The organism is Crocosphaera sp. XPORK-15E (assembly GCF_034931425.1).
GTDB lineage: Bacteria > Cyanobacteriota > Cyanobacteriia > Cyanobacteriales > Microcystaceae > UHCC-0190.
This window is the reverse complement of the sequence record NZ_JAYGHQ010000067.1, coordinates 22,419-46,443: the sequence shown is the minus strand read 5'-3', so window position 1 is coordinate 46,443 and position 24,025 is coordinate 22,419. Positions and strand designations below refer to the sequence as shown.

Annotated in this window: 25 protein-coding genes; 15 read left to right on the top strand and 10 right to left on the bottom strand. The window is 39.0% G+C overall.

From position 1 onward, the window contains the following. Positions 1–19 precede the first annotated feature (19 nt). Positions 20–808: an exodeoxyribonuclease III gene (gene xth / locus VB691_RS24625; RefSeq protein WP_323294167.1), complete on the bottom strand. Its 789-nt coding sequence runs from the start codon at positions 806–808 to the stop codon at positions 20–22. Positions 809–949: 141 nt separating this feature from the next. Then, entirely contained in the window at positions 950–2,191 is a 1,242-nt protein-coding gene (ctpA, locus tag VB691_RS24620; RefSeq protein ID WP_323294166.1) for a carboxyl-terminal processing protease CtpA, read from the bottom strand. Positions 2,192–2,769: 578 nt separating this feature from the next. Between ctpA and rimK the strand changes: the two genes are divergently transcribed. The 8 genes from rimK to VB691_RS24580 all read left to right on the top strand — a co-directional run bounded on the left by rimK (position 2,770) and on the right by VB691_RS24580 (position 9,603). After that, positions 2,770–3,675: a 30S ribosomal protein S6--L-glutamate ligase gene (rimK, locus tag VB691_RS24615; protein WP_323294165.1), complete on the top strand. Its 906-nt coding sequence runs from the start codon at positions 2,770–2,772 to the stop codon at positions 3,673–3,675. Between the two features lie 3 nt (positions 3,676–3,678). After that, positions 3,679–4,668 (top strand): succinylglutamate desuccinylase/aspartoacylase family protein, encoded by a 990-nt coding sequence (locus VB691_RS24610; protein ID WP_323294164.1) that lies wholly within the window; start codon positions 3,679–3,681, stop codon positions 4,666–4,668. A 737-nt stretch (positions 4,669–5,405) separates the two neighbouring features. Continuing rightward, a complete protein-coding gene (locus tag VB691_RS24605; protein WP_323294163.1) occupies positions 5,406–5,924 on the top strand; it encodes a phycocyanin subunit beta in 519 nt (172 codons plus the stop codon). A gap of 91 nt (positions 5,925–6,015) precedes the next feature. Then, positions 6,016–6,504 carry a phycocyanin subunit alpha gene (gene cpcA, locus VB691_RS24600; protein WP_323294162.1) on the top strand — a complete coding sequence of 163 codons (489 nt, stop codon included), beginning with the start codon at positions 6,016–6,018 and terminating at the stop codon, positions 6,502–6,504. A gap of 126 nt (positions 6,505–6,630) precedes the next feature. Then, a complete protein-coding gene (locus VB691_RS24595; protein WP_323294161.1) occupies positions 6,631–7,446 on the top strand; it encodes a phycobilisome linker polypeptide in 816 nt (271 codons plus the stop codon). 97 nt (positions 7,447–7,543) lie between these two features. Then, positions 7,544–8,428: a phycobilisome linker polypeptide gene (locus tag VB691_RS24590; protein ID WP_323294300.1), complete on the top strand. Its 885-nt coding sequence runs from the start codon at positions 7,544–7,546 to the stop codon at positions 8,426–8,428. Between the two features lie 76 nt (positions 8,429–8,504). Continuing rightward, positions 8,505–8,741: a phycobilisome linker polypeptide gene (locus VB691_RS24585; protein WP_323294160.1), complete on the top strand. Its 237-nt coding sequence runs from the start codon at positions 8,505–8,507 to the stop codon at positions 8,739–8,741. Between the two features lie 7 nt (positions 8,742–8,748). Next, positions 8,749–9,603: a HEAT repeat domain-containing protein gene (locus tag VB691_RS24580; RefSeq protein WP_323294159.1), complete on the top strand. Its 855-nt coding sequence runs from the start codon at positions 8,749–8,751 to the stop codon at positions 9,601–9,603. A gap of 75 nt (positions 9,604–9,678) precedes the next feature. Here the strand turns inward: VB691_RS24580 and VB691_RS24575 are convergent, their stop codons facing one another. Then, on the bottom strand, positions 9,679–10,311 hold the full coding sequence (locus VB691_RS24575) for a Uma2 family endonuclease (RefSeq protein ID WP_323294158.1): 633 nt from the start codon (positions 10,309–10,311) through the stop codon (positions 9,679–9,681). A gap of 26 nt (positions 10,312–10,337) precedes the next feature. Further along, positions 10,338–11,180 (bottom strand): M48 family metallopeptidase, encoded by an 843-nt coding sequence (locus tag VB691_RS24570; protein ID WP_323294157.1) that lies wholly within the window; start codon positions 11,178–11,180, stop codon positions 10,338–10,340. A gap of 387 nt (positions 11,181–11,567) precedes the next feature. Here VB691_RS24570 and VB691_RS24565 point away from each other — a divergent pair, with 387 nt between their 5' ends. After that, positions 11,568–11,918: a hypothetical protein gene (locus VB691_RS24565; RefSeq protein ID WP_323294156.1), complete on the top strand. Its 351-nt coding sequence runs from the start codon at positions 11,568–11,570 to the stop codon at positions 11,916–11,918. A 285-nt stretch (positions 11,919–12,203) separates the two neighbouring features. Here the strand turns inward: VB691_RS24565 and VB691_RS24560 are convergent, their stop codons facing one another. Both VB691_RS24560 and VB691_RS24555 read right to left on the bottom strand, forming a co-directional pair. Continuing rightward, complete coding sequence (locus VB691_RS24560; protein WP_323294155.1) at positions 12,204–12,800, bottom strand: PAP/fibrillin family protein; 597 nt, start codon at positions 12,798–12,800, stop codon at positions 12,204–12,206. Between the two features lie 32 nt (positions 12,801–12,832). Beyond that, a complete protein-coding gene (locus tag VB691_RS24555; RefSeq protein WP_323294154.1) occupies positions 12,833–13,573 on the bottom strand; it encodes a phycocyanobilin:ferredoxin oxidoreductase in 741 nt (246 codons plus the stop codon). 119 nt (positions 13,574–13,692) lie between these two features. On the opposite strand from VB691_RS24555, the gene tatA reads away from it, so the two are divergent. Further along, complete coding sequence (gene tatA / locus VB691_RS24550) at positions 13,693–13,860, top strand: twin-arginine translocase TatA/TatE family subunit (RefSeq protein WP_323294153.1); 168 nt, start codon at positions 13,693–13,695, stop codon at positions 13,858–13,860. A 74-nt stretch (positions 13,861–13,934) separates the two neighbouring features. Here the strand turns inward: tatA and VB691_RS24545 are convergent, their stop codons facing one another. The 3 genes from VB691_RS24545 to clpS all read right to left on the bottom strand — a co-directional run bounded on the left by VB691_RS24545 (position 13,935) and on the right by clpS (position 16,483). Further along, positions 13,935–15,830, bottom strand: coding sequence for a pentapeptide repeat-containing protein (locus VB691_RS24545; RefSeq protein WP_323294152.1), 1,896 nt, complete (start codon positions 15,828–15,830; stop codon positions 13,935–13,937). A 65-nt stretch (positions 15,831–15,895) separates the two neighbouring features. Next, positions 15,896–16,186: a DUF2103 domain-containing protein gene (locus VB691_RS24540; RefSeq protein WP_323294151.1), complete on the bottom strand. Its 291-nt coding sequence runs from the start codon at positions 16,184–16,186 to the stop codon at positions 15,896–15,898. A 3-nt stretch (positions 16,187–16,189) separates the two neighbouring features. Continuing rightward, a complete protein-coding gene (clpS, locus tag VB691_RS24535; RefSeq protein ID WP_323294150.1) occupies positions 16,190–16,483 on the bottom strand; it encodes an ATP-dependent Clp protease adapter ClpS in 294 nt (97 codons plus the stop codon). Between the two features lie 912 nt (positions 16,484–17,395). Between clpS and VB691_RS24530 the strand changes: the two genes are divergently transcribed. From VB691_RS24530 to VB691_RS24510, 5 genes are all read left to right on the top strand, one after another. Then, positions 17,396–19,420 carry a M48 family metallopeptidase gene (locus VB691_RS24530; RefSeq protein WP_323294149.1) on the top strand — a complete coding sequence of 675 codons (2,025 nt, stop codon included), beginning with the start codon at positions 17,396–17,398 and terminating at the stop codon, positions 19,418–19,420. 48 nt (positions 19,421–19,468) lie between these two features. Continuing rightward, positions 19,469–20,767, top strand: coding sequence for an AAA family ATPase (locus tag VB691_RS24525; RefSeq protein ID WP_323294148.1), 1,299 nt, complete (start codon positions 19,469–19,471; stop codon positions 20,765–20,767). Between the two features lie 3 nt (positions 20,768–20,770). Further along, the gene (locus tag VB691_RS24520; protein ID WP_323294147.1) at positions 20,771–21,316 is read left to right on the top strand and encodes a hypothetical protein; all 546 of its coding nucleotides are present in this window, start codon (positions 20,771–20,773) and stop codon (positions 21,314–21,316) included. Positions 21,317–21,466: 150 nt separating this feature from the next. Then, positions 21,467–22,387, top strand: a complete 921-nt coding sequence (locus VB691_RS24515; RefSeq protein ID WP_323294146.1) for a glycosyltransferase family 2 protein — start codon at positions 21,467–21,469, stop codon at positions 22,385–22,387. A gap of 20 nt (positions 22,388–22,407) precedes the next feature. Continuing rightward, positions 22,408–23,382 (top strand): GDP-mannose 4,6-dehydratase, encoded by a 975-nt coding sequence (locus tag VB691_RS24510; RefSeq protein WP_323294145.1) that lies wholly within the window; start codon positions 22,408–22,410, stop codon positions 23,380–23,382. A gap of 43 nt (positions 23,383–23,425) precedes the next feature. On the opposite strand, the gene VB691_RS24505 is transcribed toward VB691_RS24510, so the two are convergent. Continuing rightward, positions 23,426–23,734, bottom strand: coding sequence for an RNA-binding protein (locus VB691_RS24505; RefSeq protein ID WP_323294144.1), 309 nt, complete (start codon positions 23,732–23,734; stop codon positions 23,426–23,428). Positions 23,735–24,025 lie beyond the last annotated feature (291 nt).

Genomic DNA, 24,025 nt, shown 5'->3' with positions numbered 1-24,025 from the left:
ATAATCAAATTAATTAACATTAAAATTCAACAATTACTGGTGTATGATCACTCGGTTTTTCTTGTTTTCTTGGCTCTCTATCTATTATACAACTAATGGCTTTTTCCGACAATTTATCTGTTAAATAAAGATGATCAATTCGCCAGCCTCTATTCCGTTGAAATCCTCCTGAACGATAATCCCACCAACTAAAATATCCTCCTTCAGCAGTAAATTTACGAAACACATCTTTTAAGCCAATTGTCAAGATATTTTGTAAAGCTTCTCTTTCTAAAGGAGAGGACATAATATGTTTTTCTTTGTTTTTTGGATCATAAATATCTTTGTCTTCTAAAGCAACATTAAAATCTCCACAAACACATAATTCATAAGCTTCTTTTTCTCTCAATATTTCTAGATAAGTTTGAAGAATTTTAAACCATTGTAATTTATATTGATACTTTTCGCTTCCAATTTCTGAGCCATTGGGAACATATAAATTAATAATACGAACATCACCAATAACCCCTGTAATTACTCGCTTTTGTTGATCAAATTCTTGTGCTAAAGATTCTCCAACAATGGGGGTAAATCCCGTGATCACATCCGTCATCTGTTGACGACTAAAAATTGCCACACCATTGTAAGCTTTTTGCCCATAAATATAAGTATGATAGCCCAATTCTTCAAAGGGTGCTGTCGGAAAATCCTGATCAATAACTTTGGTTTCTTGTAAACAAAGAACATCAACATTATTGGTGTTTAACCAGTCGATCACATGGGTTTGTCTTGTCCGAATTGAATTCACATTCCATGTCGCAACTTTCATCTAATTTCTATCCCGTTTTAAAGCCTATATATAGTCTACTCTGGAAACCAAGTTATATCAAGAATTTCCTCTGGCTTTTTTAAACAAAAAAAATCAAGACCATTCAAACAGTCTTGAAACTTAATTGTAATTTAATAACCCTTAAGCAGCATTGGCCAAAACAGAATTACCTGTCAAAAATTTAATCGCCGCTTGATACTGTAAATCATCTTTTGTGCCAATTTGCTGATAAGCAATGGGATCTTGGGTAACTAATTCATCAGGAGCAATTCCTAACTTATGAATATCCTTATGATTAGGGGTTTCATACTTAGCAACAGTAACAGCTAAACCCGCACCATCAGGTAACTCAAATAATGACTGTATTAAGCCTTTTCCAAAGGTTTTTTCTCCCACTAAAATACCTCGTCTATTGTCTTGTAATGCTCCGGCTAAAATTTCACTAGCACTGGCAGTTCCTTGATTCACTAATACCACTAAAGGATCTTCGGTTAAAGCAGATCCCACAGCCGTAAAACTATCTTGAACCCCTTGACGGTTTACAGTATAAACAACTGTCCCTTTTTTCATCCATAAACGAGCAATTTCAATGCCCGCTTGTAAGAGTCCCCCAGGATTATTTCTTAAGTCTAAAATATAAGCTTGGGCCCCTTGTTTTTCTAAATTATTGATCGCTTCCGTCATTTCTTTGGTAGCATTGGCACTAAATTGATTAAGACGAATATAACCAATAGGTAGATTATGATTCGGATTATCTAAAGTGGCAAAAACGGGACTTAAAGAAATCTTTTCCCGCACAATATTAATCTGACGACTCTTAGCATTATCTTGATGGGGTAAAATAGTTAAAGAAACCGTTGTCCCACTGGGGCCCCGCATTCTGGTAGCTGCCTCGTCTAAAGTCAGGGTTGTGGTATCCATCCCGTCAATTTCTAAAATGCGATCGTGGGTTTTAATTCCAGCAGTTTCGGCCGGCGATCCCGCTAAAGGAGAAACCACCTCTAAGTTGCCCGTGTCAGGATTAATATTAATCTGTAGTCCTACCCCAGATAATTCCCCTGCTGTACTAACTTGTAGGTTATGATATTGCTCAGGGCGCAAAAGACGGGTAAAGGGTTCATCTAAGGTAGCTAACATCTCATCAATGGTGTCGTAAGTTTCCTCACGATCATGGAGGGGACGCTTAAGAAGATTTTGCCGCAATGACCACCAATTTTGATGATTAAAGGTATCATCTAAATAAGATTGATTAACCAGTCTCCAAGATTGAAGCAAAAGCTTTTGATCTTCTGTAAAAGCTGCTGCGTCGGGAGTCCAAGTAAAAAGGTTGAAGATGAGGGAAAAAGTAAGGATAAGAGTTACCCAAAATGCACGTTTTCTCATGTGGCAAACTAATAAATGATGTTTCTGAATGCTTTAATGATCCAGGGATCTAATTCCATTGTGTTGACATTCTAGCAAAATTGGAGCGATAAAGTGACAATAGGTTTATTAGCTATCTTAATATTAACCAAGCGAGTTAACCATGAAAAAAACTCTCTAATCTCATCCTAAAATTCAAGGATTTGGCATTAGTCTACAGGCCAAATCCTTATACTCACCTCTTTTTAAGTACAAGGCTATATGAAATAGCCCTGTTTTAAGTAACAGGAGTTGCCGTTACCATCAAATATAGTAAAACCGCGAAAAACAGAACACAGAGTTTCACAATCAGATAAGTGATGCTATCAGGATAAAGAAATGTATTAATCATGACCTCTCTCCTTTGGGAATCCGATAAAATGTGTTTCCCTATACCTATTATGGCGTGAAATTTCTAAGTTGTTGCTGAAAAGCCTTAAAAATTAACTCAATATCCAAAGACAACCCTTTTGACTATGAGATGATGGAGACAGGGGCAGCGTGCGTTGCTAAATTCTGAAAAAATTGTGAATTTGAAGGATCAAAACTGAGGAAATTGTATGAAAATTGCCATCTTATCTCAAGATGCCTCTTTATACTCAACAAAACGACTAAAAGAAGCGGGAGAAGCCCTAGGCCATGATATGCGGGTGATTAATTACCTCCGTTGTTACATGAATATTACCTCCCATAAACCCGCTGTTTACTACAACGGCAAACCCCTAGAAAGTGTTGATGCCATCATCCCCCGCATTGCTGCCTCTAAAACCTTTTATGGTACTGCCGTCGTCCGTCAATTTGAGGTTATGGGGGTGTTTAGTGCCAATGAATCTCAGGCCATTTCCCGTTCCCGTGATAAACTGCGCTGCTTACAACTTTTGGCCAGGGATGGTATCGGTTTGCCCGTGACAGGATTTGCTCATGCAACACAAGATATTGAAGGGTTACTGGAATCCGTTGGCGGTGCGCCTGTCGTGATTAAACTCTTAGAAGGCACTCAAGGTATCGGGGTGGTATTAGCGGAAACCCACACCGCCGCTAAATCTGTTATTGAAGCCTTTCGTCAGTTAGATGCTAATATTCTGGTTCAAGAATTTATCAAAGAAGCTGCCGGGGTTGATATTCGCTGTTTTGTGGTGGGAGGTAAAGTGATCGCCGCCATGAAGCGTCAAGGGGCAGAAGGAGATTTTCGCTCTAATCTTCATCGTGGTGGCCAGGCCGATATGGTTAAATTAACTCCAGAAGAACGCACTACGGCCGTTCGGGCCGCAAAATCCATGGGGCTAAAAGTGGCAGGAGTTGATATGCTTCGCTCTAATCATGGCCCTGTGGTTATGGAAGTTAATTCTTCCCCTGGACTTGAAGGCATTGAAAAAGCCTCCGGGGTGGATGTGGCTACCAAAATCATTGAATTTTTAGGGAAAAATGCTCCTTCTGGAAGCAACCGCGATCGCATTCAGTATTAACTTATGACAAACCAGATCTTAGAAATTGGCGGAATGGCGATCGCCCCTGGACAACGACAACATTTAGAGATTCCCGTGGCCCAATTACCCACCCGCACAACCATTTCTTTGCCTGTGATTGCTATTAATGGTCAATTTCCTGGCCCCAGACTCTGGTTAAGTGCGGCTATTCACGGGGATGAAATTAATGGGGTCGAAATTATTCGTCAAGTGTTGGAGAGACTGAAGGCCAAACATTTATACGGGGCAGTGATCGCTGTCCCCATTGTTAATGTTTTTGGGTTTATTGAACAATCTCGCTATTTACCCGATCGCCGTGACTTAAATCGCTCTTTTCCTGGATCAGCCCAGGGTTCCCTTGGTTCCCGTCTTGCTCATTTATTTATGACGGAAATTGTCCATCGCAGTACCCACGGGATAGATTTACATACTGCCGCCCAACCCAGGATTAATTTGCCCCAAATTCGCGCTAATTTAGCCGATGCCGAGACTTATCGCTGCGCTCAGGCCTTTGGCGCACCTTTGATGATTAATGCTACCACCCGTGACGGTTCCCTCCGTCAAGCAGCCAGTAAACAGGGAATTCCTACATTGTTGTACGAAACGGGAGAAGCATCCCGTTTTGATCCTGATGGTATTGAAATTGGGGTTGATGGTATTCTTCGCGTCATGGATCTCTTGAAGATGTACCCTCGTCCTTTAGCTAATACCCAATTTACTTCCCTGGAAATAACTCAAACTAAATGGGTAAGAGCGTCTCGTAGTGGGTTGCTACATTTAGAGGTCAAATTGGGCAATAAAGTGGAAAAAAAGCAGCGTTTGGGCATTATTACTGATGCTTTTGGGGAAACTATGGCTAAGATTCGTTCTCCTGAACAGGGGGTGGTTATTGGCCATGTTCAAAACCCCTTGGTTAATCAAGGCGATGCCATTGTTAATTTAGCTTTAATCTCCGACAAACCAACTAAGGAGGAGAAAAACGATGATTCCTAGGATTAAACCCAGAAAAGAAGTGAAAAAATCTAATAAATGGAGCGGTATGATTGCCAAAATCGAAGACCCGATCCAATTGATGACTAACAGGAGCAACACAATAGCCAGAATGAACATGAGCATCACCCATACAAATAAATTATTGAATAAAGTTAACTACATCAAATTATCTTATTATTCCTGTTTTACTCCTCGAAGGCTTTCCCCTAGTTCACTGCAATTTATTAAGAAATATTACAAGCTGAGTTCCCAAAACCTAGAGGCATTGAAAAAAAAGCATTAATCCCTCAAACCCTCTTTAAGACTAGCTTTTACCCTAGTTTGTTAATCAGAAAGATCCAGCACAGTTAAAAAGCGGTTCAAGTTCAATCAATTAGGGTGAATTGCCCTAATGTTCAGCTTTTCAGGCACCTTCTTAACACTTCTTTACAAAAAGACAGCAGTTTTTTTAATAATATGTAATAAATAATGATTCAAGAGCATTGTATAAAATTAACTGAAGGGTACACAAGACAGAACCGAGATAATCTTGGATACTTCTTGAAGAACCTTTCACGATTTCTGAGATCACCATTTAAAGTTGTCTCAGGTTTCTTAAAAAAACTTTTGAAAGGGACTTGGGAAATCACGGAGATTAATGTCTGTCCAAGCAGCAGAATCGACCCAATCTGGGTATTCCGTATTCCGTTCCAACTCAACTTATTAAGTCAAGTCAAGTCAAGTAGGAGATTAATTCAATGTTTGACGCATTTACCAGAGTAGTTTCTCAAGCTGATACTCGCGGTGAGTTCTTATCTGCCTCTCAGGTAGATGCTCTGAGTGCGATGGTGGCCGAAAGCAACAAGCGTATCGATGCTGTTAACCGCATCACTGGCAACGCTTCAAGTATCGTTGCTAACGCTGCTCGTTCTTTATTTGCTGAGCAACCCCAGTTAATCGCTCCTGGTGGAAATGCTTATACCCACCGTCGTATGGCTGCTTGCTTACGCGACATGGATATCATCCTGCGCTATGTTACCTATGCTACTTTTGCTGGAGACGGCAGTGTTCTCGAAGATCGTTGCTTAAATGGCCTTCGTGAAACCTACGTTGCTCTGGGTGTTCCCGGTGCTTCTGTGGCTGCTGGTGTTCAAAAAATGAAAGAGGCTGCCTTAGCTATCGTAATGGATCCCACCGGAATCACCGCTGGTGATTGCAGCGCAATCCAGTCTGAAATCGCAGGATACTTTGATCGTGCTGCTGCTGCTGTTGCTTAATTTTAAGCTTTAGTTGTTAATCAGCAATCAAGCATGATTTCAAGACCATTTCTAGGAAAACTTAGCAAAACAATCGGGAGATACGAAAACAATGAAAACCCCCTTGACTGAAGCCATTTCTACCGCAGATTCTCAAGGCCGCTTCTTAAGCAGCACTGAACTCCAAATTGCTTTTGGACGTTATCGTCAAGCTGCTTCTGGTTTAGCAGCAGCTAAAGCTCTTAGCGAAAAATCTGCTCAATTGGTTACTGGTGCTGCTAATGCAGTTTACGCCAAATTCCCTTACACCACCCAAATGCAAGGGCCCAACTTCGCGGCTGATCAACGTGGTAAAGACAAATGTGCTCGTGACATCGGTTACTACCTCCGCATGGTTACCTACTGCTTAATTGCTGGTGGAACCGGCCCCATGGATGAATATTTAGTTGCTGGTGTTGCAGAAATCAACCGCACCTTTGATTTATCTCCTAGCTGGTACGTTGAAGCTCTCAAGTACATCAAAGCTAACCATGGTTTAAGTGGAGATGCTCGTGATGAAGCTAATTCCTACCTCGATTACGCCATTAACGCACTGAGCTAGTTATCTAGAAAGTGCTAATGACCTGGAAAGGCAGGGGGTTGTTAGCTAATTAAGTTAGCAATCATCTGTTTCTCCAGGTCTTGCCATATCTAATACCTTCATTAAGCATTGTTAGGAGGTTAAATTATGACCAGTTTAACAGCAGCCCAACGGTTAGGTTTTGAGCCTTTTGTGGATTCGTCCCCTGTGGAATTACGGAAAAATTGGACAGAAGAAGAGGCAGAAGTAGCAATTCGCGCTGCCTATCGTCAGGTATTAGGGAATGATCACCTGATGTCTTGCGAACGGCTGAAGAGTGCAGAGTCTTTATTACGGAATGGCAATATTTCCGTTAAAGATTTTGTCAGATTGATCGCCCTCTCAGAGTTATACCGTAATAAATTTTTCCAGAGCAATCCCCAAAATCGCTTTATCGAACTCAATTATAAACACCTATTAGGTAGGGCCCCCTACGATCAATCAGAAATTGCCTACCACAGTGATCTATATCATCAACAGGGATACGAAGCAGAAATTAATTCTTATATCGACTCTGTTGAATATCAAGAAAACTTTGGTGACTCGATCGTTCCCTACTGTCGGGGATTTTCCACGCAACGGAATCAAAAAACCGTTGGATTTAGTCGTATGTTTCAACTATATCGGGGCTATGCCAGCAGCGATCGCGCCCAAGGCAAGCAAAGCAAGTTGATTCAAGAAGTGGCTCGCAACAGTTCTTCACCCGTCTACATTGGTGAGACTGCCGAAGTCTTGTCTGGTGTTTCTGGGGGAAGTCGTGACCAAGTGTATCGGGTGAGAGTCGTCCAAGGAGCAGCCCCAGGACGAGGAACCCAAATACGCCGTAGTAGTATGGAATATCTGATTCCCTACGAACAGCTATCCAACAAATTGCAACAAATCAACCGTCAAGGTGGCAAGGTAACAACGATTACCCTCGCTTAAGTCGGTTGATTTTTTAAAAAAGATAAGGGTTAATAATCTTTAACCCTTATCTGCAATGCGTGATCTCAATGGTAATCATACAAAGGAGAACTTTTCAGTGGCGATTACAACAGCAGCCTCTCGTCTCGGTACATCTGCCTTTAGTGACGCATCTCCCGTAGAACTCCGCCCCGACTGGCGGAACGAAGATGCTCAAGGCGTTATTCGTGCAGTCTATCGCCAAGTTTTAGGCAATGACTACATTATGGAATCTGAACGCCTCAAGGGTGCTGAGTCCTTACTCTGTAATGGCTCTATCAGCGTCAGAGAATTTGTTCGTGCCGTAGCCAAATCAGAACTTTATAAATCGAAGTTCTTCTACAGCAATTTCCAAACCAGAGTCATTGAACTCAACCAGAAGCATCTCTTGGGACGCGCTCCCTACGATGAATCTGAGGTTGTTTATCATCTTGATCTTTATGAAAATAAAGGATTTGATGCTGATATCGATTCCTACATTGACTCCGTAGAATATCAAGAAAACTTTGGGGAAAATATTGTTCCTTATTATCGCGGTTTCAATACCCAAGTAGGACAAAAAACCGTTGGGTTTACACGGATGTTCCGCCTTTATCGCGGTTATGCCAATAGCGATCGCTCTCAATTAGAAGGTACCACCGTACGCTTAGCTACCGAGTTAGGACAAAATACAGCTTCTGCGGTAGTTGGGCCCTCTGGTGCTAACGATGGTTGGGCTTATCGTGCCTCCAAAGCCAATGTTACTCCCAGTAAGTCTTTGGGTGGGACTGTTGCTTTTGGTAGTACCTCAGGCAAAACCTATCGGGTAGAAATTTCCGGTATCGGGGCCAAAGGTGCGACAAACTATCCCAGTGTTCGTCGTAGCAGCCGAGCCTTGATTGTTCCTTACGAAGAATTATCTGCTACCTTACAACGGATTAATCGTTCTGGTGGTAAAGTAGCAAGTATTACCCCTGCTGGCTAAAGAGAAGCCCGAAAAAGCTTCTTGTGCCACAATTCGATCCACAATAAGTCAATAATCGTTTAGGAAATTCTTGGTCATGTTAGGTCAATCAGCATTAGTTGGAGCAGCTAATAACCCCTCGGCCAGTCGCGTCTTCGTCTATGAAGTGACTGGACTTCGTCAAAACGAGACAAACGATAAGAATAGTTATCCTGTGCGTCGCAGTGGTAGCGTTTTTATCAAAGTCCCCTATAATCGTATGAACGAAGAAATGCAGCGCATTACCCGCATGGGTGGCACTATCATCAACATTACACCTTCCACTGAAGGCTAACGTTGTCATGGTGGACAATTCCCAGGATAAAAATATCATGGGACTATCGGCAGGTCAAGGATCTGCCGATGCTCCTGCTTATACGGTTGAACAAGCTTTACACAACCTACAACAGACGGAAGATCCCAGTGCGCGTTATTATGCGGCTTGGTGGATCGGACGGTTTCGGGTTAATGATCCGGTGGCTATTGATGCTCTGTTGATAGCTTTAGAAGATGAAAGCGATCGCTCTCCTGATGGGGGTTATCCCTTGCGACGCAATGCGGCTAAAGCTTTGGGTAAATTAGGCGATCGCCGTGTTGTTTCCGCCTTAATTAAGGCCTTGGACTGTGATGATTATTATGTCAGAGAGTCGGCGGCGCAATCTTTGGAAATGTTGGCAGATGCTCAAGCTATTCCTGCATTGATTCAGTTGTTAGAGGGAGGAATAGAAGTAGCGCAACAGGTAGAAGGGAAACCCCATCTCAGACAACCTTATGAAGCTATTCTAGAGGCGTTAGGAACCCTCAAAGCAAGGGAAGCCATTGGATTAATTGAACCCTTTTTAGAGCATTTTGTGCAAAAAGTTCAATATGCTGCTGCCAGAGCATTGTATCAGTTGACAGAAAGTCCTATTTATGGAGAAAAACTGGTCACTGCATTAGGAGAAAAAGATTTACAGGTACGTCGTTCTGCTTTAATGGATTTAGGGGCTATTGGTTATTTAGACGGGGCAGAAGCGATCGCTAATACCCTGGCAGAAAATAGCTTAAAATTAATTTCCCTTAAAGGCATTTTAGAACATCATTTAAGCAAAGAATCGACACAAGATTTAGATGAAGAAAGTATCAAAGTGATGATGTTGATGGATGAGTTGTTATAACCTATATTCAAATAAATTATCCCATGATTATTTATCGGGATTCAATAATTTATTTCTGGGATTATCTTCGTCTAATCAAAGATTACTGAATTGACGTAAGGCAATACTTGAACCCTGATTCCATCCTAACTCAACATATTTAGGTAAGATATTCTTAACATCAATATCAGGAAATAATCGACTAATTGCACTTTCTTGATAACCTTCTCCTTGTAACAAATAAACCTTTAATACTCCTTGACGATAAATCCATAATTCAGGGATTTTGAGGATTTCATAAGCTCCTATATCGGTTATTGAGGTAAAATCAACTTCAATGGCTAAATCTGGCGGTGGTTCAACGGTTAAATCAATTTTATCTTTACCTAAGATGGCTTGTCTATTCTCGATATAAAAACAAGTATCTGGTTCTACTCCTGCTTTGGGTGGTATTTTTAAAGTAATGGGATCAAAACACTGCCAATCTAACCCTTTTTGACCTAACATAATCTTAACTAAATCTCTGAGAGTGTCAATGCGGTTTCCATGACTGGGTAAGGGAGACATGAGGCGAATTTCTTTGGTTTTGAGATTAAAAGACAGTTTAGGAGTGGATTTTTCCTGACGTAGATTAAGCAATCGTTCATAATCTTCCCATGTCTGATGGGGAAAAATAACTGTGTTACCCGACGATAAACTTAAAGTGTTTTCATTAATTGTAATTAGCATTGAGATTCAGAAGGATATTTAATTGGCTAAAGTAAGGCGCGGAATTGTTGCTGATAAGCTTGATTATTTAACCCATCCCCTTGAGAGGCAGTTTGAGGATTAACTGATTTCGTTAAAGCATTAACCCGTTGTGGGGTGGCAGGATGAGTGCTTAAAAATTCAGGGGCCGCGCCTCCGTTTTGGGTCAGTTTTTTCATAAATGTAATCATACCAATGGGCGCATAGCCCACCCGTCGTAAATTTTTTAGTCCCATTTGATCTGCTTCTAATTCAGCTTCTCGGCTATTTGGCAGATTAACAGCCAGTTGAACTCCTAAGTTAACAATATTATTTTCACTCAGTCCAGCAGCAGACATTAACCCTTGAGAAACAGCGACATTTCGCATTTGTTTAATGGAATGACGTTCGGTAATATGGGCAATTTCATGGGCCATGACACTAGCTAATTCCGCTTCATTGTCCGCAGCCGCAATTAATCCAGTATTAATATAAACAAAGCCTCCCATAGTAGCAAAGGCATTAATAGCGTTATCATTGACCACTTGAAAGGTAAAGGGAAGATTAGAACGACTGCTATTTTTGGCTAAGCGTTGTCCAATGCGATCAATTCGTTGGGTTAATTCTCGATTTCGTGACGGGGTAAATTGCCCACTTTTTAATAATTCTTGGTTAATTTGTTGCCCATATTTGACTTCTTGACTATCGGACAGGGTAGATAATTGAATGACTTGTACTCCTTGAAAAATCCAGTTTAACCAAGATTGACTATAACCAGGTTGAGGAGTGCTGATAATGATCAGGCTACTAAAAACAACAGTTAATAAACTATAGGCTAAGGAGCGACGATAGAGGCGAAGAAGTTTCATCATAAGGACTGAAAGTAAGAACTAAAGGGGATCAGTGATAGTTTTTCCGTTTATTATTTTCGGTTTCTTCTTGCATTCTAGCAGCTACGATTAAAGTTTAAATCAGTGATTGTTACAGATTTTTTATTGTCTATAATTTTAGGGATTTTATCCCAATATTTCTACTTTTTTCTCTTTAATTCTATTTATCGATTTCTCAGATTTTGAGTCTATCCCCTTAAATTACTTTACGTCACTCAAACCTTGAGCTAGGGGTCATAGGGTGATAACCTTATTATCTTATCGTTTCCTCCCTCCCTCCCTTACAAATAAACCCTAGACTTAAGGGAGAAGGGGGTTTATGATGGGACTATGTTTTATCCTATAGGGAAGTTTAGCGTTAAATTTCTTATGTTAGTTTCTCGTAAAGGTCAAAAAAACTCAGTAAAAGTGGCTAAATACGTTCCCAAACTCTCGGAAGCAAAACAACTAGAAGCGGAACAAAAGAAAAATGTTTTAATTTTAGTTGAAAATTTAGTCGAACGAGAAGAAGCGACGTTTAAAATGATTATTGATTGTCTTTATGATGTGGGATCAGTCAATTTAATTAATAAAAAATTTCGCTTTCGTCCTCTTAATAAAATGATGAAATTAGTCGCAAGGCTTTCTAAACGAGGCTTTCGGACAGTGGCTATTTATTGGGTTAAGAAAAATTCCCCTGAGATAATTACTGATTTTTTAATCGGTAAAGTGCGTTTTTAGATCAGTGTTAAAACCTATAGCAATCCTAAATAATTTCTGAAAAATCTCTGTTACCTTTTACTAGGATTCTTATCAATGGACAATTGACAATTGACAATTGACAATTGGTTAATTTGGTTTAAAACCTCCTCTTTTAAGGGGAGAAATTAAAAAATTTTTCCTTATTTTCAATCCTCTACCTTTTAGGTAGAGGTAATTGTCAATTGTCCATTGTTCATTGTCAATTGTTGAACTCATAATCAACATAGGACTGCTATAGTATATCTTAGCAGGAATTCAATTTAATTATACCATAGCTTTCTCTTTGGCTAAAACAAAAACACTACCCTCATTACCTCGTCCAATACGAAGATCTTCATCTAAATAAGTGATTTCTAACCATCCTTGTTGTTCCCGACTTTCAATACTAAAATCCAAGGGTGAAAACTTTTTCCCTGCTTCAATTTCTTTAATCAATTGATTGGGTGAAGTATATCCTAGTAACTTCTGAAGTCCTAAAATATAGCGTTCAAATTTCACCTGAACCCGTCGTTCAGATATCCATTCAAATCTAGCTGCAACACTAACAATTCCCTCTAAAAAAGGAACGCCAACAATTTCAGCAATGTTGTACAATTTAGCATCTTCAACACGAATATATTGATAGATTTGACCTAATTGTAAAAGGGGAATACGATCCAATCCTAAAATTCCTCGACTGCTAGTGTAAAGTAATCGCCAGTTGCCTTCTAACAACTCTGGGGTTTTTAGGGGTTGAGGGTTTGGGTTATGATCTTCGAGTTGTTCAATGGCAGAAAGTACCCGAACTTTATCCATTTCTGTCGCTAGTAAACCGCGATTTTTCCCGGCGATGGTTTCTAATAATTTGGCTTTTTCATTCATTAGTCAATACCTTTAAAATTGTTTCTAACTGATTAATGGGGAGGTAAGTCAAATAATACCTGAGTCATATATTTATGGGCCCATTCTTCCCCAAATGCTTTCTCTAGAACCCGACGAGTTTTATCATTTTGTTGTTGCTTTTGACAATAATATTCTTGTCCCTCTAAGTTGAAGATACGTTGTTGAGCAGAAACAGCTTGAGAGACTGTCGCTTGTTGACAATGTATCTTTAAAAAATCCCCAACTCGGTTAATAAACTGGGTTCCCTCTACTTCATTATTCGGACGAATAAATAAACAATAATCTGAAAAAATATCTCCCCATTCTGGTAAATCACGGGTATCAGAAAAGTTTGGGGTGGGAAGTTGGGATAAAGCTTGACGATAGGCATCAGACAAGCTTAACTGAGGGTTAGCAGGAGATAAATCCGCGATCGCTGCACTGACTGCACCCCGTCCTGCTACAATATCACACCCAAACATGGGAAGGGAATATTCAGGACGGGGAAACATGACACAATGGAGAATGTCTAACCCTTGTCCTACCTTAGCTAACTCTAGGTGCATTTTCCGAAATTGAGGGGTTTGATAGCAACGATTTTCAATGACGAGTTTTTCCCCTTCCAGTTTCCCCTCAACATATCCTAATCCATCGGGTAACTGATAGGGACTTAACTCAAGATATTGCTGCCAATGGGCTAAAATAACATCAGCTAACTCACGAATTAACGGATGTAATTGCAACGTGGTGGGGGAGGTTTCTAAAATAGTCATGGTTGAATTGTAATCAGCGTCTCTGAGACATAATCAATAAAAGATCCTATGTTTTAGGATATACTGAGATTGAACCTGATGTTAATCACTTCCAAAATAACTTAACCTTTGGAGACAATATGTTTGGATTAGGATGGCCTGAAGTTGGTATAATTCTCTTGGCTGCCTTGTTGATCTTTGGCCCTAAGAAAATTCCTGAATTGGGATCTTCTCTAGGGAAAACCTTACGGGGTTTTAAAGAAGAAATTAACAACCCAACGGATGAGGATTTTGAAGATAAGGAATGAGGAATAAGTGATGATTTATGAATTATCGTAGGGGCGAACTGATGTTCGCCCCTAAATTATTTATTACTACCTATTTATTTCAAATAAATTAATACATTCAATCCGGGAATTGTGCGAGATAGCGTCCATAATAGTAAGACAATATAGAGGATTCCCAAACTCCATTGATACCACACCAAGGTTGTAATTAAACCAGGAATATGTTGATCCCGCAATCGAATGTCATTAAATCCTAATTTCAGAAAATTATTTAAGCTAAAATCATAATAATTTAGCCAATTCCACCGCCTTTCCCAGACTAAAGGGGTATAGCGATCGCGGAAAAAATGGAATTCAGGAATAATGGGTAAACGAACAATTAATAATTGTAATTGTCTCAATGCTCCATCCATAACAAAATAGGAACTTTCCATCAAATCATGATATCTTCCACCTTGATAAATCCTACCGAGTAATGCAATAGGAATCGGGACTAAAATTAATCCCAAACAAATTAATGTAATGATATAATTTTCAGCAGCATTAACAATTTCTACTGTTCCCATTCCTATTAATAATAATCCACTAATCAGCATACAAATAATATCATATTGGTTAGGTAAAATAGGATTGGGAAGTCTTCGTCTCCAACGATCTACTAACCAAAATAATACCCCAAAATAGCCAATATTAATGAGTCCTACTCCAAAAATTAAGTTAAAATTTGTACCGTAATCACTCAATAATAATAAAATACTCAAAAAAACAAAATGAATAATTAATTTAATAAAAGTTAATCTGAAAATTTGAAGATAAGGGTTTTTAATGAGTTGAGTTATTAACTGTTCTTGTTTTAACTTCTGAGTCTTATAGTCTAATTGATTTGCATCGGGTATTTGTTCTAATTTGCGAAAATTTTGGATTAAATTCCGTAAAACAGTTTCATTACCCTCCAAATTATTCAAATACATTACTCTCCCAATACTACCTGTATCGCCGAAAATTTTAGCCCCATCAGATTCAAATGCTAATCCAGAAATATTAACCCCTCGAACCCGAAAAAATTCAGCATTACTAAAATCCATTGTTCCTAATATTTTAATATCTTTTAAACTCAACAAAACCCGAAAATAGGTCTTTCTAAAAGAAATACTTTTTTCAAATGTCGAATTTAAAAAGCTAACAGATTCAGAAAAAATACTGTTAGAAAAAATTACCCGATCTCGCCAATTGATATTACTAAAATTTACATATTCTGACCATAAACTGTGCTGAAAATTAGCAATTTTGATGAATTCTGCTTGACTAAAATCAGCTTCTTCTTGAAACTGACTGCGAATAAAGTTCGCTTCTCCTTGAAATGTTGTTTGAATAAATTTAACTTTTTTCCGAAAATTAGCTAAATTAAAATTAACATCTCTACCAAAAACTGCCTGACTAAAATCAGATGTTCTTGCAAAATGACATTGACTAAAATCAATTTCTTGGGTAAATTTTGCTTGCTTAGCTTCTAACTTTTGCAAAAAAAATGTCCCCCTAAAATCAGCTTTACCTGTAATCAAAGTATCATTAAGTTTGACCGAACTTCTTAACAAGATTACTGAGGTTAGTATGTCCCCAGGATTTGAGGAAAACTGTTCATCTGCTGTCACTATTTTAGTTTCAATTTCTGTTAGAATTTGAGGTAAAGCTTCTGAGGAAAGAACCGTTCTTAATCCCAGACGACTGGTAATAAAATCCCCTTGAATCAACCCATTACTAAAATCTAACCCAATGACCTGATCTGAACGATTGAGACGACTTTGTAACTGCTGATAAAATTCCTCTCGAAATTCCCTATTTTCTGGAGTTAAATCAATCACAAAATGGCTGAGATCAATGGTCGATATTCCTTCTTCAATTTGGGGTGAATTAAGGCGTTCTTGAAGTAAATCTAGGGTCAGGGGAATGCGTTCAGCATCAGCAAAACTTGGGGAAGCAAAAATAAACAAAGATAGCCATAAAATAAGTATAAAAAAACAATAGCGCAAAAAAAACACAAACTTTTTTAAATAACTTAATTGAGTACCGTATTAATCGCTGATTCCAGTTCTTTTTGACTTAAATTTGTGACAATAAAGACCTCTTGTACCGTTTTTCCCTGTCTAGCGATCGCCTTATAACCTCCTCGAATGGGAACCGACACCCGCAATTTTAAATGAGGAGAATGGCCCCTAGAACGACTAATAACCCCAGGAGTTACAGTACGAATTCCAGTATAATTAATTAACTTTTCAAGAATGGGAATTAACCCATCAACATGAGTAGAATGGTTCCAAACTAACCGGCCCTTGTCTTCTTGACTCATGATTTATGCTTCCTCCAAAGGGGCCATAGTTAACCCCTCCCGTCGCAGTTGTTGGTGATAGAGTTCCGCTTGTTCTTGGGGCCCCACCCACACCGTTGCTAAACCTTGATAGTGAACTTGTTCAGTGAGTTCCCAAGCGCGTTCTTTAGTCATGGACGGGATATACTTCATTAGGCAGTTAGCCACGTGTTCAAAGGTATTAAAATCATCGTTGAGGACAATGACTTTATAGTTAGGATAGGTCTTACGATCAACAACAGTAGACCCTTTTGGCGTAGTCGAGGTAGAAGTGGCCATCCCTTTAGTTGCTCTTACTCATCAGAAATTGACAATCCGCTAGATAAAACTTACTCAAATCTACTCATCAGGCATGAAACTTGATTGTATCGTGATTTGAGTCAACCGTAGCCTTCGGTGGAGGAGTTTGTGAACATATATACTGTCTCACGCCACCAAAGTCTCAGCTAATTAGTCAGGGATTTTGTCTTTAGATTTTGACACTCTCCCGTTAAATCAAAGATTGTAACGGGAGATTCTTGTTTCTTTCAGATTGCCTCTTAACTAGGCGATGCCCCCGTCAAACCGACTCCACAAGCTTTTTATGTTTCCTGGTTTCTATTCTGTGAACACGGGCTGCCCGACCGCAAAAAGTATCAGATTATTCTAATCTCTCAAAGTTTTACATAACCAGAGATTTAGTGGTTAAAACCCCATACTTTGACTCTTAACACCTCGACTACGCTCGGTGTTAAAGCTGAGCGAAGCCGAAGCTTTAAGTTTTCTTGGTACTTCTTTTTCGTTTTTTGTTTTACCTAGCCCACATTACTGGTCACTGGGTGATAATGATTGTAGCACTAAATTAACCAAAATCGGTCGGATTAATATATTGGTGGCCATTCATGAGGGGCTTTTAAAGGGCGGAACTATTTCCGCCCTTTAAAAGCCCCGTCTCCCGTTAATTTCTGTGAGTCTTTTTTTACTGAGAAATTTAACGGGAGTCCTCTGGCAACACCATGAGATAGTTGTTAAGGAAAAATAAATTAGGTTTTGTGTAGGGGTAATTCATAAATTACCCCTACAGATAGGGTCTGTGCTTAAACCTAAAATTATACTAAAAGATGTTTCAGCCTCAAACATTGTCTATAACATAGAGAGAACACTGGGCGACAACATCATATCCCCCATCTATAATAAATAAAGGATTGTTTTATGAGACTAAACTGGCACTTATCTCTAATTCTTGCAAGCATTCTTTGTCCGACGGCAACATTCGCCCAAACATTACCCCAACCGGAAACCGCACCATTAAAGGCTGATTTGACCTCAGAGATCGTTCCCCTAGATAGCACGTCCTTTGAGATCTCTAAATCCTCCTATAATCATACAACTGAAATTATTCCCGAAGAAATCCCCCACATTGCTGAATTACAACCGCCAGAAAGCAAGCATGAATCGCTTAATATCGACAAAAAACAGCCCGAACCGACAAAAGCGGAGGCTGTAACTCCCCTATTAACGGAAACTACCCCGGAAGTAGTTAATACTGACAAAAAACAACCCGAACATAAAAAACCGGCCCCTGTAACTTCCCCTTCAACAGAAACTGAAACAGAAGCTACTCAGACAACCACCCCAGAAACAGCAAATAGTTGTGAAAGTGCGCCTCCTTTGGCACAACATCCCTTTGCAACTCCTATAGAAGTCGCTCAAAAAGAAACTCAAACCCCTCTCCCCACTCAAGGGGCCTCAGCCTTAGAAAAACCCCCCACAGCAGACCCTGAAACCACCTCAGAAGCAACTAACGCCCCTTCTCCTGAAGACATTGCCCGTTATCAAACCCTGGCCAAAGGAGATCATTTTTATCGTTGCGGTGATACCTTATTAGCAGAAAGATTCTACCGTGATGCCAAAGAACCCTTTGGCAAAGAAGCAGAATTAAACCGAGAAATGCTTGCTCAAGCGGTTTATGAACCAGAACAGTTGTTACCAGGGGGTGGGGTTTATTGGCGACTCTATCAGGAAAGTTTAACGGATAATCAGGTTTACAAGAGCAAACGTTTAGCCCCATTACAACTCTTATCGGCAAAATACCCTGAATTTATTCCAGGTCATCTTAAGTATGCTGAAGCCCTAGAACAAGATAAACGCCCTGATGAAGCGCGGGAAATCTTAACTACTGCGGCGACGCTTTATCCCAATGAAGCACCCTTAGTTGATGCTAAAATTGCTGCTGATGAAGAAGCTAAAAACTGGTTAGCCGCTTCCTTAACCGCCCGTCAGTTTGCGATTTTTAATCAGGATCATTTTCGGGCAGCAGAGTTTAAAAAACGGGCTGATGATAATTTAGCTCGTTATCAAGGGGACTTACAATCACAAATGGCCTGGAATATGGTAGGAAATGCCGTTATGGGTGGTGTCGGTGCCGCTTTAATGGGAAATGTCTTTGCTCCCCTATCTACTTTACAAACCAGTTATCTTTTGTTACAAGGGGAATCAGCTATTGGCCAAAGTTATGCGGAAGGGATGAAAAATCAACTCAAATTGGTTGATGATCCCGAAGTTTTAGCCTATGTTAATGAAATTGGGCAGAAATTAGCTAAAGCCGCCGGACGAGAGGAATTTAACTATGAATTCTATGTGGTCATGGATGAAAATATCAATGCCTTTGCTTTGCCAGGTGGTAAGATTTTTGTTAATGCCGGGGCGATCGCTAAAACAGATTCAGAGGCCGAGTTAGCGGGGTTATTGGCCCATGAATTAGCCCATACTGTCCTTTCCCACGGCTTCCAACAGATGACCCAAAGTGCCTTAACCAGCAGTGTAGTGGACTATATCCCCTATGTGGGCGGTTTGGCCAATAGTCTCGCTGTTCTCAGTTATAGTCGAGAGATGGAACAACAAGCGGACTTATTTGGCACTCGTTTACTCGCTGCTACGGGTTACGCTGCTGACGGGGTACGAAATTTGATGGTAGTAATGAACGATGAACATAAAAACCGTCCCCCTGCTTGGTTATCTACACACCCTGATACTAGCGATCGCGTGAAATATATTGAGGTGGAAATTGTCCGAAATAATTTCAACCGTTTTGCTTATGAAGGGGTAGAAAAACATCAACAAATGCGGCAAGAAGTTGATGAAATATTAGCCACTTATAAAGCGGAAAAAGAAGGCAAAAAACCAGAAGACAAGAAGGATAAAAAGGAGAAACCCCCAGAGCAAACCGCCAACTAATTGTAGGGTGGGCATTGCCCACCTTATTCGTCGATTATTGTTAAATCAATGAAGATCAAAAGTATTCGAGTTTGTAATTTTAAAACTTTTAAAGATTGTACGATCCATTTTAATGATTTTAATGTTGTCATTGGGTCTAATGCTTCGGGTAAATCTAATTTTGTTGAGATTTTTAAGTTTCTTAAAGATATTGAAAAATATGGCTTAGAAAATGCCATTTCTTTACAAGGTGGTGTTGAGTATTTTAGAAATAATCAAATTGGTACAAGTCAAAATTTTTCTTTAGAAATTGTTTTTTCTTATAAAAATTGTTTGTTAAAACCATTTAATACTGAATCGGATCTATTCTTTCATATTAAAGAATTAAATTATAAATTTAATGTTCAATTTGATGACATTGATAAAAACAAATATCATATTTTTAAAGATGAATTAATTTATAAATGTGATCTTTTAAAAATCATAGAAAATAGAGAAAAAGATTTTTTGGGAACAGCAGAAATACTTTCTTCTTTAGGAGAAAATAAGTTGAAGTTTGATTTTAACTTAAATCTTTTTGATGAGTCAGCCAATGTAGAAATACTTGATGATGATGGTCTTAATAAATATCTAGAAACAATAAAAAAATCAGTTGAGAGGAGTCAATTAGAACCTAATTTTTTACTTTTACAAACTCCTTTTTTTGTGTTTGGTTTTCCAATAATATATCATCAACGATTCGATAAAATTGGTATCTTTGACTTTGAGCCTAAACTACCCAAAAAAGCCGCACCCATAACAGGTAAAATAGACTTAGAAGAAGATGGCAGTAATTTAGCCATTGTCCTCAATAAAATTCTGAGAGATCCTGAAAAAAACAGAAAACTCTCTAATTTTGTCAGGGACTTATTACCCTTCATTGATAAATTAGAAGTTGAGAAATTTGCTGATAAATCATTGATGTTTAAACTAAAAGAAACCTACGCTAAAAACAATGAATATTTCCCTGCTGCTTTTATCTCCGATGGCACCATTAATATTATAGCCTTAATCGTCGCTTTGTACTTCAGTAATACATCATTTACCATTATTGAAGAACCCGAAAGAAACATTCACCCCCATCTGATCAGTAAAGTTGTAGAAATGATGAAAGATGCGTCTAAAAACAAACAAACTTTAATTACAACTCATAACCCAGAAATAGTTAAATATGCTAACTTAGAAGACATATTATTAATAACAAGAGATGAAGAAGGATTTTCTCAAATTACTAGACCTTCTGATAGTGAACAAGTTAAAATCTTCTTAGAAAATGAAATTAGAGTAGAAGAACTTTATATCCAAAACTTATTAGAATTAGGTAAATAAGAAATGACCTATAAACAATTATTTATTTGGGTAGAAGGGCCAGAGGATGAAAGATTTGTTGAAAAAATTCTTAAACCTTGTTTCCAAGAAAGCTATAATAAGATTTCAGTTATTAAATATTCTCAAAAAACATCTAAATTCAAAAAAGACTTTATTAGTAGTATTATTGCGATGGGGACGAAAGCTGATTATTTTTATTTAGCTGACATTGATTCTTTTACTTGTATTACTACCAAAAAGAATAAAATTAAGCAAGAAATAACAAATATTGATACTAATAAAATTATTGTCGTTTGCAAAGAGATTGAAAGTTGGTACTATGCAGGATTAGATAAAGTAGGATTTGAAACCCTTGGTATTCCTAAATCAACTAAATATCAAAATACCGATAATTTAACCAAAGAACAATTTAATCAAAGTATACCTAAAAAGTTTGATTCTAGAATAATTTTTTTACTCGAAATATTAAACTTATATAACCTAGAGAATGTCATTGAAAATAAAACAAATCAATCTTTAATGTATTTAATTAATAAACATTGCCAATAATTTTATCTATGTTATGCTTGTAGGGGTAATTCATGAATTACCCCTACAAAAAATAAATTATAGAACTTCTCCCGATCAATGGCCACTCATTTACCCACGTTAAATAATATACTTAGCAGTGACCACTTATAGCCCAGAAAATTTTAAATCATGTATGACATTGCTGCCATTATTTGTACCCATAACCGCGATCGCTATTTAGGAGATGCAATTGATAGTTTATTAGCCCAAGAAGGCACAAATTATGAGATCCTGGTAGTGGATAATGGCTCCACAGACACCACAAAACAGGTGGTAGAGTCTCGTTTGTCCCATCCCCGTTTAAAGTACGTTTATGAGCCAATTTTGGGGCTATCAGTGGCACGTAATACAGGGGCCAAAGAAACCACCGCGCCCATTTTAGCCTATCTTGATGATGATGCGATCGCCTCTCCCCAATGGTTGCGGGTTTTGGTGGATGCTTATCAAAATCAGGAAAAATTGGCGATCGCCGGGGGCAAAGTTACCTTAATCTGGCCAGAAGAGATATCTCCCCCTCAATGGATTTCTGAAGATTTAGCGGGAGGGTTAGGAGCCTACGATTTAGGTGATAAAATGGTTTCCATTACCAATCCTCAGTTAACCCCTAGAGGCTTAAATTACTCCCTCAGACGGTCATTTTTAGAAAAAATTGGGGGGTTTGATGTTAATTTAGGTAGAGTCGGCAAAAAACTCCTTTCCAATGAGGAACTTTTTGTGACAGAATTGGCCTTAACCCAAGGCTGGGAAGTAGCCTATCTTCCTGATGCCTTAGTAGCCCATAATGTGTCCCCCGAAAGACTCAAACCGGGCTGGTTTTTACGACGTAGTTGGTGGCAAGGAGTAAGTGAATGTTATCGAGAGGAAATTGCGGGGCGCACGGGAATTGTTCAATTGGGAAGGGGAGGAGAAAGGTTAATAAGGGGGTTATATAAATCGTTAAAATATATGACTAATCCTGCTCTCAGTTTTGATAATCTAGTCTATGCTTATGGCCAAATTGGCTATTTAAAGGAAGCGATACAATTATTATTAACCCCTAAGAACAATTAAGAACACAAATCACTAAATTTATGGGACAAAAAACGGCTTTAATTTGTGGCATTTCTGGTCAAGATGGGTCTTATCTGGCTCAATTTCTCCTCGCTCAAGGTTATATTGTTTTTGGGACATCACGAGATGCTCAGATCTCATCATTTCAGAATTTAATCCGTTTAGGGATTCGGGAGCAAATCAAAATTGAATCTATGTCTCTCAATGATTTTCGGAGTGTCTTGCAAGTATTAAATAAAGTGCAGCCTGAAGAAGTTTATAATTTAGCAGGCCAAAGTTCTGTAGGATTGTCTTTTGAGTTACCTGTCGAAACCTTAGAAAGTATTGCTACCGGGACATTAAATCTGTTAGAAGCGATTCGATTTACTGGCGCACCAATTAAGTTTTATAATGCGGGATCGAGTGAATGTTTTGGGGATATTGGGGTTTCTCCTGCCGATGAATTAACCCCTTTTCGTCCCCGTAGTCCCTATGCTGTTGCCAAATCTGCGGCTTTTTGGGAAGTGTCCAATTATCGAGAAGCTTACGGAATTTTTGCCTGTTCAGGGATTCTATTTAACCATGAATCTCCCTTGCGTCCCCAACGATTTGTTACCCAAAAGATTGTCAGCGCAGCTTGTAATATTGCTCAAGGAATTTCTCAAAAATTACAGTTAGGTAATGTAAGCATTAAACGAGATTGGGGTTGGGCCCCAGAATATGTTAAAGCCATGTATTTAATGTTACAAGAATCTCAACCGGATGACTATGTAATTGCTACGGGAGAAAGCTATTCTTTGGAAGAATTTGTGATACAAACCTTTGATTATTTAGGGTTAAATTGGCAAGATTATGTCAGTACAAATCCCAACTTATTTCGTCCTACCGATCTTGCCTATAGTTGCGGAAATCCCAGTAAAGCATGGGAAAAATTAGGCTGGAAAGCGCAATACAAGATGCCAGACTTGGTAAAAATGATGATTGAATATAAGATGCAACAACAAAAAAAGGAGTAGAAAATCGAATAATCCCCTACTCCTGATTGACTTAATTTAGGTCTTAGTATTGGTTGCGTCGACCTCTACCGCCGCCGCCACCGAAGGAGCCGCCTCCTCCAGAACGTTGTTCACGTTCTTTGGCTTTGTTGACCTTTAAAGTGCGTCCCATCCACTCTGCTCCGTCTAGGGTAGAAATAGCGGTCTCTTCTTGGGTGACAGAGTCCATTTCGACGAAAGCAAAGCCACGCATCCGACCGGTGTCACGGTCAGTGGGGATATGAACGCGCTTGACTGAACCATAATCGGCAAATACCGAGTTAAGGTCAGCTTCAGTAACGTCATAGGATAGGTTGCCTACATAAATTGACATTTGGGATTATCTCCGTGAATCTAGGATGTTTGTAGAGATTGAGCGGTCGGAGAGAATCATACCAAGGCTGAACGGGAAATACCTGTCAATGCTGATAACAAAATCTACTACCGATACTTAACTGTCTCATCTTCCATAATAACACGGTTTCTGATTTTTAGTGAATTAGACGGACAAGAAATTTAGTTTTCAGGGGATCTTGGATCTTATAGGGGTTCGGGGTTTGGGGTAAGATTTTTAACGCTAAACTTTTATTGTAAAATTATAATCGAGCAAAAAACTCGTGAGCAA

Coding starts and splice junctions, on each gene's coding strand:
- xth (WP_323294167.1), bottom strand. CDS start 808: ATGAAAGTTGCGACATGGAATGTGAATTCAATTCGGACAAGACAAACC.
- ctpA (WP_323294166.1), bottom strand. CDS start 2,191: ATGAGAAAACGTGCATTTTGGGTAACTCTTATCCTTACTTTTTCCCTC.
- rimK (WP_323294165.1), top strand. CDS start 2,770: ATGAAAATTGCCATCTTATCTCAAGATGCCTCTTTATACTCAACAAAA.
- VB691_RS24610 (WP_323294164.1), top strand. CDS start 3,679: ATGACAAACCAGATCTTAGAAATTGGCGGAATGGCGATCGCCCCTGGA.
- VB691_RS24605 (WP_323294163.1), top strand. CDS start 5,406: ATGTTTGACGCATTTACCAGAGTAGTTTCTCAAGCTGATACTCGCGGT.
- cpcA (WP_323294162.1), top strand. CDS start 6,016: ATGAAAACCCCCTTGACTGAAGCCATTTCTACCGCAGATTCTCAAGGC.
- VB691_RS24595 (WP_323294161.1), top strand. CDS start 6,631: ATGACCAGTTTAACAGCAGCCCAACGGTTAGGTTTTGAGCCTTTTGTG.
- VB691_RS24585 (WP_323294160.1), top strand. CDS start 8,505: ATGTTAGGTCAATCAGCATTAGTTGGAGCAGCTAATAACCCCTCGGCC.
- VB691_RS24580 (WP_323294159.1), top strand. CDS start 8,749: ATGGTGGACAATTCCCAGGATAAAAATATCATGGGACTATCGGCAGGT.
- VB691_RS24575 (WP_323294158.1), bottom strand. CDS start 10,311: ATGCTAATTACAATTAATGAAAACACTTTAAGTTTATCGTCGGGTAAC.
- VB691_RS24570 (WP_323294157.1), bottom strand. CDS start 11,180: ATGATGAAACTTCTTCGCCTCTATCGTCGCTCCTTAGCCTATAGTTTA.
- VB691_RS24565 (WP_323294156.1), top strand. CDS start 11,568: ATGTTAGTTTCTCGTAAAGGTCAAAAAAACTCAGTAAAAGTGGCTAAA.
- VB691_RS24560 (WP_323294155.1), bottom strand. CDS start 12,800: ATGAATGAAAAAGCCAAATTATTAGAAACCATCGCCGGGAAAAATCGC.
- VB691_RS24555 (WP_323294154.1), bottom strand. CDS start 13,573: ATGACTATTTTAGAAACCTCCCCCACCACGTTGCAATTACATCCGTTA.
- tatA (WP_323294153.1), top strand. CDS start 13,693: ATGTTTGGATTAGGATGGCCTGAAGTTGGTATAATTCTCTTGGCTGCC.
- VB691_RS24540 (WP_323294151.1), bottom strand. CDS start 16,186: ATGAGTCAAGAAGACAAGGGCCGGTTAGTTTGGAACCATTCTACTCAT.
- clpS (WP_323294150.1), bottom strand. CDS start 16,483: ATGGCCACTTCTACCTCGACTACGCCAAAAGGGTCTACTGTTGTTGAT.
- VB691_RS24530 (WP_323294149.1), top strand. CDS start 17,396: ATGAGACTAAACTGGCACTTATCTCTAATTCTTGCAAGCATTCTTTGT.
- VB691_RS24525 (WP_323294148.1), top strand. CDS start 19,469: ATGAAGATCAAAAGTATTCGAGTTTGTAATTTTAAAACTTTTAAAGAT.
- VB691_RS24520 (WP_323294147.1), top strand. CDS start 20,771: ATGACCTATAAACAATTATTTATTTGGGTAGAAGGGCCAGAGGATGAA.
- VB691_RS24515 (WP_323294146.1), top strand. CDS start 21,467: ATGTATGACATTGCTGCCATTATTTGTACCCATAACCGCGATCGCTAT.
- VB691_RS24510 (WP_323294145.1), top strand. CDS start 22,408: ATGGGACAAAAAACGGCTTTAATTTGTGGCATTTCTGGTCAAGATGGG.
- VB691_RS24505 (WP_323294144.1), bottom strand. CDS start 23,734: ATGTCAATTTATGTAGGCAACCTATCCTATGACGTTACTGAAGCTGAC.